7 protein-coding genes are annotated in these 12,623 nt (G+C 38.0%); 4 read left to right on the forward strand and 3 right to left on the reverse strand.

Annotated elements, in window-relative coordinates; translation table 11 throughout:
- Positions 1-39 precede the first annotated feature (39 nt).
- The 4 genes from BC008_RS11830 to BC008_RS47470 all read left to right on the forward strand — a co-directional run bounded on the left by BC008_RS11830 (position 40) and on the right by BC008_RS47470 (position 7,258).
- Positions 40-1,140 (forward strand): alpha/beta hydrolase, encoded by a 1,101-nt coding sequence (locus BC008_RS11830; protein ID WP_058183563.1) that lies wholly within the window; start codon positions 40-42, stop codon positions 1,138-1,140.
- Positions 1,141-1,261: 121 nt separating this feature from the next.
- Complete coding sequence (locus tag BC008_RS11835; protein WP_027845837.1) at positions 1,262-2,524, forward strand: cytochrome P450; 1,263 nt, start codon at positions 1,262-1,264, stop codon at positions 2,522-2,524.
- Positions 2,525-2,790: 266 nt separating this feature from the next.
- Positions 2,791-4,155, forward strand: coding sequence for an AAA-like domain-containing protein (locus tag BC008_RS11840; protein WP_027845836.1), 1,365 nt, complete (start codon positions 2,791-2,793; stop codon positions 4,153-4,155).
- A 202-nt stretch (positions 4,156-4,357) separates the two neighbouring features.
- Positions 4,358-7,258 carry an AAA-like domain-containing protein gene (locus BC008_RS47470; RefSeq protein ID WP_082650543.1) on the forward strand — a complete coding sequence of 967 codons (2,901 nt, stop codon included), beginning with the start codon at positions 4,358-4,360 and terminating at the stop codon, positions 7,256-7,258.
- A gap of 213 nt (positions 7,259-7,471) precedes the next feature.
- Here the strand turns inward: BC008_RS47470 and BC008_RS52460 are convergent, their stop codons facing one another.
- The 3 genes from BC008_RS52460 to BC008_RS11855 form a co-directional block, all read right to left on the reverse strand.
- Positions 7,472-7,534 (reverse strand): hypothetical protein, encoded by a 63-nt coding sequence (locus BC008_RS52460; protein WP_407657052.1) that lies wholly within the window; start codon positions 7,532-7,534, stop codon positions 7,472-7,474.
- A 219-nt stretch (positions 7,535-7,753) separates the two neighbouring features.
- Entirely contained in the window at positions 7,754-11,890 is a 4,137-nt protein-coding gene (locus BC008_RS11850) for a glycerophosphodiester phosphodiesterase family protein (protein ID WP_407657053.1), read from the reverse strand.
- Positions 11,891-11,913: 23 nt separating this feature from the next.
- Entirely contained in the window at positions 11,914-12,306 is a 393-nt protein-coding gene (locus BC008_RS11855; RefSeq protein WP_027846980.1) for a hypothetical protein, read from the reverse strand.
- Between the last annotated feature and the right edge of the window lie 317 nt (positions 12,307-12,623).

The raw sequence follows: 12,623 nt of genomic DNA on the forward strand, positions 1-12,623 counted from the left end.
GTACTAGCCATCTTTTTATTTTCAATACCTTAAAAAGCTGTGGTACTTATTCTGCATAGCTTACAGCTTTTCTTAGTGCCATTCGCTCAAGACCCCTTGGGACTTTTTACCGGAAAGTTAGATTTAGACCGAGTTGGTATTTTTGGATATTCATTAGGTGGTGCGATCGCTGCTCAAACACTATTAGAAGACGATCGCTTTAAAGCTGGAATTAATTTAGATGGTGGACTTTACATAGATGGGGTCGATGAAAGTCTGAATAAACCATTTATGTTTATGAATAATGAAGCTTTTGGAACGGGTAATCCTTCAGATCCATTGGTGAAAGCACAACAGTCATTTTTTGAAAATCTGCAAGATGATGGTTATGAGTTGACGATTCGCGGTTCCAATCATTCTAATTTTAGCGATCTACCTCTTGTACTGAAAGAATTACAAGATGCAGGATTACTCTCCGGTGAATCAGAGAATTCGATTGCTGATAATTCCAACCCCATCAATCCAAAGCGAGCAACGCAAATCATTAACGACTATACTGTCGCTTTCTTCGATCAATATCTGAATAACCAAGAAAGTCCTTTACTTGAAGCTTCTTCTTCCCCATATCCAGAAGTTATCTTTGATTTTCGGGAGGGAGACAATGTTTCCTCAAATCCCGAACCCATATTTGGAACTGTCGGTAAAGACGTAATCGAAGTAGAAGGTAACAATAAAATAGTTTTTGCTGGTAAGGGAGATGACTTAATAGATGCTTCTCAGGGTAATGGAGATAATCATCGTATTTACGCTGGTGAAGGTAATGACACCTTGATAATGGGAGCGGATTCTCGTGTATTTGGTCAAGAAGGTGACGATCGCTTCTTTGTGACATCTGGTGGTGACAATATTATTTCTGGTGGTGCGGGTGCAGACCAATTCTGGATTGCTGTCGCTCAAACTCCTGACACTACAAATGCGATCGCTGATTTTACCAATGGTGAAGATATTATTGGTATTGCTGGTTTAGGAATTGGTTTCGAGGATCTTACTATTACTCAGCAGGGAAATAATACTTTAATTGCTTCTAATGGAACAGATTTGGCGATTTTGCAAGGAATTAATGCTAACGACTTAAGTGCAGATAACTTTGCTTTTGTTTGATTCACAGAAAATCCAATCTGTATCTCTTAAATATACATCCATCCGCCCTCCTGCAAAGAGTAAAACATGTTAATCGAGACTTACTCCCGGTAAGATAGGGTAATAATTGAGGGCGGTAAAAATGAAGCAACTATCGGATTATAATTTCCTATCTCCTGAGGTGCTTAAATGTCCCTACGAATTTTACAAATTAGCACGGGAGAATTCTCCTGTAATGGAGTTACCATCGGAGCTAGTTGGGAGTAAGCTTTTTCTAGTTACTAGCTATGATTTGGTTAAGGAAATTCTTCTCAATGTAGAGGTGTTTTCTAGCCATTTTTCTCATTTAATGGGAGGGAAAGAAGCACAAAGTCCCGAAGTAGAGGAGATTGCTGCACGGGGCTGGCCTCCTGTTAATACCTTGCTAACTGCTGACCCACCCGAACACAAGCGTTTTCGTTCTTTGGTTAATCAAGCTTTCACTCCTTCCCGCGTGAATAAGATGGAAGATCATATTAGGCTGACTGTTGATGAACTGATTGACAGTTTTATTGATCAAGGTGAATGTGAATTTATCAACTCCTTTGCTGTTCCTTTGTCTATCAAAGTTATTGCTAAACAGTTGGGTGTTCCAGCGCAAGACCTAGAAAAATTCAAGAAATGGTCTGATGCTTCTGTCGCTGGTTTGGGTCGTACCCTTTCCAAAGAACAGGAAATTGAATCTGCATTGGACGTGTTAGCCTTGCAGAATTACTTAAATGAAAAAATAGAACAGTGCAAAAAACAGCCTGGTGACGATATTATTACCGATTTGGTTCAGGCTAAAGTAGAAGGTGTGCGCTCGCTAAATACCGCCGAACTAATTAGTATTATTCAACAGTTACTTGTCGCAGGTAATGAAACTATTACCAATGCTCTCGCGGGTGGAATGTTACTTTTGATTCAACATCCCGAGCAAATGGCTTTGGTGCAAGAAGCTCCTGACCGCATTGAAAATTTGGTGGAAGAGGTTTTACGTTTAGAAACACCCACCGCTGCAATGTGGCGAATCGTGAAAAAAGATACAGAATTGGCGGGGGTAAATATTCCAGAAGGGTCTGTGCTATTACTCCGTTTTGACTCTGCTAGTCGCGACCAGAAGATTTTTCCTGATGGTGAAAAGTTTGAAGTTTGTCGTTCTAATGCAGCTAATCATTTAGCTTTTAGTCACGGTGCTCATTTCTGCGTTGGTGCTGCTCTAGCTCGTAAAGAAATGCTGATTGCTTACGAACAATTATTAAAAAGGCTTAAGAATATTCGACTAGCGGCTGATAAAAATGATTTGAATCACTTTCAAAACATAATTTTGCGAGGGCTTAAACATCTTTATATTGAGTTTGAAAAAGCAGATCCTCTTTTGAAATGAAAAATGGTATTTTAGGGCGCACCGATGTGCGCTACTACTGATAAATAGATAGTATCAATTACTGCTTATAAATAACTCATAGAAGTTATTCGATGATACATAAAAATTAGTGAAATTTCCTTACGCAAAAAAAAATCGATACATAGAAATATAGTTTAATTTTTGAATGATTTTTCAAGATTTAAGCTCGGTATATAATTTTTTGAATCTCAGTATACTTTTAAAAATCAAATAGTAATCCTATATTTATACGTATGATTAAAAACATGCATATATCAGGCAAAGCACTTGAAAAATTAAAAGATGCTCTAATTGATGCTTTCCCAGATAAAGCCTCATTAGAGCAAATGTTACTATTTGAGTTAGATAAAAACCTAGATGCAATTGCTGGAGGTCATAATTTAGAGGGAATAGTATTTAATTTAATCAAAGTATCAAAATCTGAAAATTGGATTGAAAAGTTAATTTTTGCTGCACGTGAATCAAATCCTGGAAATTCAGGTTTAAAAGCGATCGCTGAAGAATTGTTGCGAATTCACCACCCGCTTACTATACCTACTCCTCTTCCTTATATTTCCACTTCCGAAACATCTGGAAATCCAGATATTCCCCCACATAAATTGGAATATCCCGATGGTTGCGTACCTCTTGACTCACCTTTTTACATAGAACGGGATAATATTGAATTTTGTTGTTACCAAACATTAGTACAACCTGGTTCTTTAGTTCGGATTAAAGCACCAAAGTTAATGGGAAAAACTTCTTTACTCAGACGAATTTTAGCTTATAGTCAAGAGCAGAACTATCAAATAGTTTATTTGGATCTTCGTAGCATAGAAAAAGGTGTATTTAGTAATCTTGATGGATTCCTACGTTGGATATGTACCAAGGTATCCTTAGAACTCGAACTCGATAATAATGTAAATAATACTTGGAATACTAATATCTTAGGTAGTAATGATAACTGCACTTATTACTTTAAAAAGTATATTTTAAAACAAATAAATACTTCTTTGGTTCTATGCTTAGACGAAGTAGACCGATTATTTCCTTATGGTGGATTAGTCGAAGACTTCTTCGGAATGTTACGCTCTTGGCATGAAAAAGGGAAGATTTCTGATATTTGGAAACAACTGCGCTTGGTTTTAGCCCATTCTACAGAAGTTTATGTTCCCTTAGATAAGCATCAATCACCTTTTAATGCTGGAATACCCATAGAACTGAAGGATTTTAATCAACAGCAGGTATTAGATTTAGCCCAAAGACATGGAATCAATTTAAAAGATACTCAATTAGAAGAGTTAAATCGAATCTTGGGAGGACACCCTTACCTAATTCGGTTAGCGATGTATCATATGATTACTGACAAAGTAACTTTAGAAGATTTGTTACAACAGGCAACAACAGAAGCAGGAATTTATATTAATCATTTACGCGATCTACTAAATAAGTTGTCACAGGGTGAGGATTTAAGAAAAGCTTTTAAACAAGTAGTTAACTCAAATCTAGGAGTAGAATTAGATTCATTCCAAATCTACAAATTACACAGTTTGGGACTGGTACAGCGAGAAAACAATCATGTCACACCCCGTTGTCAACTATACCGCGATTATTTTCGCCGTGTTTTGTAACTGATAATTTGCACCATGTCATTAAGTCCAAAATCCACGGGAATAAATTTCAACACTAAAAGTGTCGCCGCTTTAGCGAACAAGGTTCATAGACCAAGTACGTTAAAACGCACTACAAGCTATACTCAGTGTGATTTATCATACTTTGCCTATGAGCCTGGGATTTTAATCCAAGGCGTATTAGTTGTGAGAAATTTCAATCATGATAGCAACTAATTCCGCTTCCAATTTAAATTCCAATTTCTATCAAGTAGGTGCAAGTCTCCCGGTAGATGCTCCCAGTTATGTGGAGCGAAAAGCTGATGAGGAGTTTTACCAAAAGTTGCTTGATGGTAAGTTTTGTTATGTCCTGAATTCCCGACAAATGGGTAAGTCTAGTTTGCGGGTACGGACAATGCAACGGTTACAAAAAGAAGGGAGAGTTTGTGCAGCAATTGACCTAACAGGAATTGGTAAGGTAACTGAACAACAGTGGTATGGCGGAATCGTTTATAATTTGTCAGAAAGTTGTCAATTAGAAGATAAATTCAATTTTGATTGGCAAATATGGTGGGATAAGTACCAAGGAACTCTTTCCCCTGTACAATGTTTGAGTTTATTCATAGAAAAAGTATTATTAGCAAATATTCAGGAACAAATAGTCATTTTTGTCGATGAAATTGACAAGATACTGAGTCAAGATTTTTCGTTAGATGATTTTTTTGCTTTGATTCGGTTTTTCCAAAACCAACGAGTTGACAATCCAATTTTTAAACGGTTGACATTTGCACTGTTGGGGGTAGCAACTCCCGGTAATTTGATTAGGGATAAAACCCAAACTCCTTTTAATATTGGGGAAGCAATAGAATTAAATGGTTTTCAGATTGAGGAAGTTAAACCGTTAATTAAAGGATTACGGGGAAAATTTAATAATCCTCAAGAGGTAATGCGATCGATTCTCGATTGGACGGGTGGACAACCGTTTCTCAGCCAAAAACTGTGTCAATTTATGGTAGAGACGTACCATGGTACGTCTCTACAAAATTCACATGGTACGTCTCTAGATTATTTTAATCTTGTGGAGGAGGTTGTAAAATTAAGGATTATTGAGAATTGGGAATCTCAGGACGATCCGGAGCATTTACGAACTATCAGGGATAGAATTCTCTCTAATGAGCAACGAGCCGGGTATTTGTTGGAATTGTATCAGCAAATTCAAGAACAGGGAGAAGTCGTTGCAAATAACAGTGTGGAGTCTAGCAATTTAAGATTATCTGGCTTAGTTGTTAAAAGAGAAGGTAAGTTAAGGGTTTATAATCGAGTTTATCAACAGGTTTTTGATCGGGGTTGGGTTGAAGTCCAATTAAGAAATCTGCGTCCCTACTCGGAAGCTTTTCGCGCTTGGGTTGCTTCTGAAAATAAAGATGAATCTCGACTTCTGCAAGGAAAGGCTTTAGCAGATGCTGAGGAATGGGCTAACGATAAGAATTTAAGTTATCAGGATAAGCAGTTTTTAGCCGCTAGTAAAGAAAAGGAAATAGCTGTTAGAAATCAAGAAGCAGAATTAGAGAGGGAGAGGAAGGATAGGGAAGCAGCAGAACAGAGAAATCAGGTATTGAGTGATGCGAATAAGAAAGCTAAAAGACGAATTAGTATTGGAAGTATAATTTTGCTTGTGACATTGCTTGGAGCAATTGCTTCGGTAATAGTTGGTGTGAAGCAAGTTGAAACAGCAAATAGACAGGTTGAAGAAGCTAAAGATGATTTAGTACAAGCAAAGCAACAAGAAAAATCAGCACTGGAACAGGTTAATAAGGCTAATCAAACTGTTAGACAAGTAAAGCGACAAGAAAAATTAGCACTGGAACAGGTTAATAAAGCAAAGCAAACAGAGAAAATTGCTAAAGATAATGAATTACAAGCGAAACAAAATGCTCAAACAGCAAAAGAAAAATTAGCTGAAGTAAAGCAAAAACTTACTTCAGCCCAGAAAACAGAGAAAATAATTAAAGATAAGCTAAAAAAAATAGAAAGCGAGATTAAAGAAAATAGCATCAAGAATCAAGAAATTAAGATAACAATTAACACAGTTCAAGCACTATCTAAACTAGCCGGGACTTTACGCAATGAAAATCGCACCACTGCATCAGACGAAGCTTTAAGACAAGCTGGTTTATCCTTTAGGGTTGATGACCATCATCTCAAACAAGCAATGTTATTGGCTTCAATGGCGCAAGCATATCAAGAACTCAAGCAACCTGCATATGCTCAAAGTAACTTTGATGAAAGTTTGAAATATTTAAATGAAAAAGGAAATATTAGCTCGGCTCAAGGTTTGCAGATTAAAGCTATTGTTAAAGGGATGCAAGGAAATTTAATTAAAGAGAAAAATAAATCAGAAGCGATCAAAGCTTATCAAGAAGCATTTTATATTCTAAACAATCATCCACGTGAGACAGATCCTTTTAAAGACGATCAAATTATCACCGCTGAAAGTATTGAATCAGTTCATAAAGAATTATTTAAGCTACGACCTAACCAGGAAGTTAGAGATTCTCTAAAAGAATATTATTATACTAAGCTTAAACACTCTTTAAACAAGAAATATTGGCGAGAAGCTGATATTGCAAATTGGGAACTTATGCTTGTTATTGCAAATAGAATAAAAGAAAGATACCTAAGTATCGCAAACATTGAGCAATTTTCCTGTCCTGACTTGAGAAAAATGGATGAGTTGTGGGTAAAACATTCAGATGGAGATTTTGGTTTCAGTGTGCAAAAGGAGATTTGGGTTAAGACGGGAAATAGATTGGGTATTAAAACGAGAGATTGGAATGAAAGCGATCTCAAAAATTATTTACGCTTCGCAAGCACGGTTGGGTGGTACAACGATACTGGGAAAGGTAATAGAAAGTCAGGATGGATAAATAATTACGACGATTTAATAAGCACAGTTGTTGATTCACAACCTAACCTCATTAGGGGAGGCTTACCATTTTTTCTTAGGGAAAGGATGTCCATTTACGAGGGGGTTGAGGGGCAATACTACTTGGTACTCATGACATTGAGAGAAAGCGAACGATCTTTTCTTCTTGCGCTGCAAAATATAAAGTGTAACATATAAGCGCTAACCTCTGCGCGGAAGTTAAAATTCAAAAGTCAAAATTATTTACTTATTTAATTTATTTTTAGTTATCACAGTTGACTTAGTTGTAATTCTAGTTATTTGCTCGCATTCATCAATAAGATTTCATATCTGTTTCTCATTCATTATTTCTGACTTAATTAACAATCGTAGCCAATATTTCGTTTCTCGAGCTTCTTTTAGAGCTATTGGTTATTTACTGATGAAATCCTTATCACTTTGTGCAGAACAAGATTCTTCGATATTCGCACCGATTGAAGTTCCTGCTCTAAATAATTAATTAGCTAACAATCGGGATGTACTTAGGTAATTTTTTTCATGTTGATGCTGGGTTGTTTATTTGATCAAAAATACCAGTAGTTACAGTGCACATCGGTGATTTATGAGATTTTGCAGAGACGACATTCCTCCCTCGGGGGAGGTTAGGAGGGGGTTAGTCGTCTGCGGGGAGGTTATAAGCTAGTCAACGCAAAACTAACCAAAAACCACACTGGTATTAACATCAAAATCAGTCACACCATTAAGCACAGCTAACGTATGATCCCCAAAAGCGATCGCAGTATTAACACCATCATCACTCACATCTAAGGTCGATGCATCAATACCCAAACTTGCACTACCCAAGATACCAATGACATCGGTACCAGCTTCAAAATCAAGAACGGTATTTGCAGATTCGGGAACTTCTCCACTCACAATCCAGAATTGATCTGCACCTTCACCACCAGAGATGATATTATCCCCACCGGATTGAACGAAGAATTTATCATCACCTTTACCACCAAAAGCGCGGTCTTGTTTTCCTAGGAAGAAAATATCATCACCTCCACCACCAGACATCCGGTTTTGACCCATACCATCGGTAGCATCAAAGGTGTCATTCCCTTCACCAGCAAATACTCTATCTTTGAGACTGACAAAAATCAGATCGTCACCTTCAGCAGCATTAACCCGGTTTTCACTTCCACCGGTTAGATCGATTTCATCGTCACCAGCACCCGCAAACACAATGTTCTTCTCATTGCTGAGGTTATCACCCACAACAAATATGTCGTCACCAGCAGTACCCCCAACTAGTTCAGGTTCTTTAGTTTGAGATTCTTCATTTTTTTTTGGGTTTTGACCCAAACGCGGATCTAAATTTAAAGGTTTATCTAATTCTATGAGGATGACTTCATTATTATCGATATCGGGACCACGACCAACGGAGAAAGGATAGTTATTGTCGTTTGCAACCAAAATGGTGTTTTCGTCCACAACTAGGACATCTTCAATGGTGACAAAGGGGAATTTAAAGGTTGTTTCACCATCACCATTTAAGTCGTTGGGGTCGTCAATGTTCAATAAATCAACAATTTCTTCTTTTTCTACAAAGCCGTTTTCATCAACTTTAGAAATGTCAATTTTGAAGATTTTCTTGAATTCAGCCGCGTCTCCTTGTCCTCCATCCCGTTCAATTACTAAAAATTCATGGTCATTGATGGGGGTAAAGTCACCGATGGGATTACCATCTGTGGTGGGATAGTAACCAACTAAACCAGTATATTCGCCTTTGGTGAGGTCGAATTCGTAGATTCGCAGGGAATTTTCTGGGTCACCGACAACTGTTCCTTCTAATAAAGGATAAGCTTTGGTGCGGTCAGGACTAAAAGCCATTCCCTCAAAACCACGGGAACCACGTAAGTTAGGTTCTTGGGTTAAATCGTCAACTACGATCCGTCCAGTTTCGGGGAAGTCGGTGAAGAAACCATCTACTCCTAATTCTGTTAATTGCAGAAATTCTTCACCGGTGGTTTGGGGAGTACCATCGGGATTGAGGGTGAGAAAACGCTCTTCGTCTCTTAAAGTATAGGGATGAACTTGCATTAGAGCATCATGAGCCCAATTTATATAAGGACGAACTTCACCGGTTAACTGAGAGGTAATTTCAGCAACACCATCACCGTTTCCATCCACGGGAGTATCTAAGGGTTCGCGCAATACAAAACTGTTCTTCCACGGACCAATACCTTCACCGTAGTTATTACCGATATAATCAAAAACTTCCTTGGTCGCTAAGTCTTTGTAAGTAGTGTTGATTCCGAAATCGGGAACGATATCGACTAAATCACCATAAATTGCTCTCGCAGCAGTTTCATCGAAACCTTCTTTACTAAAATTAGCAACGATATCATAAGGAACCGAGAAACCACCACCATTTTCATTGATGAAAGCATCTTCCACATCACCATACAGCTGAACTAGAGGTAAATTCTCTAAACCAGCAGCAGGAAGGAGATTGTTTTGGAGATCAATTAAATTTGCAAATTCAAAGGATTGAATAAAAATCCGATTTGGATCTGTGAAACCTGTTTCCTGTAAAGTTGCAATTAAAGGTTCTTCCAAGGAAAGACCTTGCTCGTCGAAGAAAGTAGGGTGTTTAGTTTCTGGATAAATACCAACCTTGAAACCATACTCCGACTCCATTTCCTGAACCAGTTCAATGACTTCTTTGAAAGTGGGAATTTCAAACTTACCATCAAACTCATCGCTACGGAAATCGCGAGATTGAACCGCACGTAACTGTTTAATTTCAGCTAGGGTAAAGTCTTCCGCAAAATAACCAGTTATTTCCTCACCATCAAGGAGTTTAGTTGATTTGTGATCGCTACCAAAAATCTCAGCAACATTGGTGGTGTCATCAAGTAAAGGTTCGTGACGCGCAATTAACACCCCATCTTTAGTAGTTACGAGATCTGGTTCAACAAAATCAGCACCTTGAATAATTGCTAAACGATAAGCTTCTAAAGTATGTTCGGGGAAATCACCACTCGCACCCCGGTGACCGATAACTAAAGGTGCTTCACCACTTAAACTATTAAAGTTTTTCAGATCGGGATTTTGGGGAGAACGTACTTCTGAAGCTGCGATCGCATCCCGGATCGGGTCACCAGTGCGAGCAAAATCGGTGAAGAAACCATCAACACCCAAGTTAATTAACTGTTCGACTTCACCCTCTGCGGTTTGGGGAGTACCATCGGGATTAAGGGTGAGAAAACGCTCTTCGTCTCTTAAAGTATAAGGATGAACTTGCATTAGAGCATCATGAGCCCAATTTATATAAGGACGAACTTCACCGGTTAACTGAGAGGTGATTTCAGCAACACCATCACCATTCCCATCGACTGGAGTATCTAAGGATTCGCGTAATACAAAACTGTTTTTCCACGGACCAATACCTTCACCGTAGTTATTACCGATATAATCAAAAACTTCTTTGGTTGCTAAGTTTTTGTAAGTGGTATTAATGCCAAAATTAGGAACGATATCGACTAAATCGCCATAAGTTGCTCTCGCAGCAGCTTCGTCAAAACCTTCTTTGCTGAAATTAGCAACTATATCGTAGGGAACTGAAAAACCACCACCATTTTCATTGATGAAAGCATCTTCCACATCACCATAAAGCTGAACTAGAGGTAAATTCTCCAAACCAGCAGCAGGAAGCAGATTATTTTGTAAATCAATTAAATTCGCAAATTCAAAGGATTGAATAAAAATCCGATTTGGATCTGTAAAACCTGTTTCCTGTAAAGTTGCAACTAAAGGTTCTTCCAAGGAAAGACCTTGTTCATCGAAGAAAGTAGGATGTTTGGTTTCTGGATAAATCCCGACCTGCTTACCAGTTTGCGCTTCGACTTTCTGAACTAATTCAATAACTTCCTTAAAAGTAGGAATTTCAAACAAACCATCAAAAGCAGGATCGCGAAAATCACGAGATTGAACCGCACGCAACTGTTTGATTTCAGCTAAGGTAAAATCTTCTGCAAAATAAGCAGTAACTTCCTCACCATCGAGCATTTTAGTTGATTTGCGGTCTTCACCAAAAACCTCAGCAACGTTAGTAGTATCATCAAGCATGGGTTCGTGACGTGCAATTAGAACCCCATCCTTAGTAGTTACCAAATCCGGTTCAATAAAATCAGCACCAGCAGCAATTCCAGCCCGATACGCTTCCAAAGTATGCTCGGGAAAATCACCACTAGCACCACGGTGAGCAATTACCAGAGGATCTTGACCGTTAAGAGTTTTCAGATTATTAATATTAGGAGTAGAAATTGGAGCCTCTAGGAGCTTGCCTGTAGAGTCAAAATGTAGTAAGTAAGGTCCAAACTCATCTCCAATCCAGATATCACCATTTTTATCAATAACAAAAGATTCAATATCAAAGTCAGCACCAGTTAATAACCTTTCGCTGCTTCCTTTATTAGTAATATCAAAGGGAATTAAATTGTCGGGGTCGGAAAGTTGAACGAAACCTTCCACCTCAATGGAACCATCACCATCTTCTGTCCCAGCGAAGTTTGGATCGACTTGGTACAAACGCAATAAATAATCAGTACTATTGGTTTGAGCACCAAAACCATTATCCGATAAAAACCAGTAAGAACCATCTACACCAGGAGCAAACTGTACTCCACTAAAACCTTGAACAGGTTGACCATCAAAAGGACCAGTTCGTCCATTCGCAGAAATCGGTTCACCATTACCATTATCTGCACCAGATTGAGGTCCGTCAGCAAAAGTGTCCGCAGGTAGAGATGCAAATCCTTTAAGTCTAGCCTTTGTCATTATCTTTTAGTTCCCTAGAAATTTGACTAAAAAATTTGATCAATGAGATGTTTTAGAGATAAATAACCTCCCAGCAAACTACTTAACTCCCTCCTAACTTCCCCATCTCCCCGGAAGCTATTAACCCCCTCATAATCTCTAGCAAGCAATCGAACCCCCTCATAATCCCCAGCAAATCGAACCCCTCCTAACCTCCCCCAAGCAATCAAACCCCCTCCTAACCTCCCCAGCAAGCGATCAAACCCCCTCCTAACCTCCCCCAAGGGAGGAATTGGTCCACCCGCGAGAAACTGGTTTACTGCTAAGTATCCAGAAATAAAAATTTTTCTCTGAAACAATAAAAACAATCCTAATTTTTCAGCATTTTTAGTTTTAAAGAATACTGAATACTTGTGAGAAAAAATACTTAATACCATCATCAATATTATTTCTCTTTTTTATTAACAAGATATTAAATGTAGTTTAAAAATATTTTTTGTTTGTTTATATATTTGGTCTTTACTTGATTCTTGTTATGCGGTAAGTAACTCTTCAAAAAGATAAATTTTTGTCGCAAAAAGCAAATAGAAAAACATTTTCACTTGATATGTAGTGGGCAAAAAATATATGACCCTATGACAAAAGGAAAATAGTTTTATCACTAATCTACTCTTATACCAACTCTATGTGAAGTTGCATATAACTGTAGAATAAAGAATGAAGAAATAAAAGAAGCAAAAGCGAACAATGGGGCGTC

The organism is Mastigocoleus testarum BC008 (assembly GCF_001456025.1).
GTDB lineage: Bacteria > Cyanobacteriota > Cyanobacteriia > Cyanobacteriales > Nostocaceae > Mastigocoleus > Mastigocoleus testarum.

Excerpts from the sequence above, each read along its gene's own strand:
- BC008_RS11835 (WP_027845837.1), top strand. The coding sequence starts at position 1,262 with ATGAAGCAACTATCGGATTATAATTTCCTATCTCCTGAGGTGCTTAAA.
- BC008_RS11840 (WP_027845836.1), top strand. The coding sequence starts at position 2,791 with ATGCATATATCAGGCAAAGCACTTGAAAAATTAAAAGATGCTCTAATT.
- BC008_RS47470 (WP_082650543.1), top strand. The coding sequence starts at position 4,358 with ATGATAGCAACTAATTCCGCTTCCAATTTAAATTCCAATTTCTATCAA.
- BC008_RS11855 (WP_027846980.1), bottom strand. The coding sequence starts at position 12,306 with ATGATGGTATTAAGTATTTTTTCTCACAAGTATTCAGTATTCTTTAAA.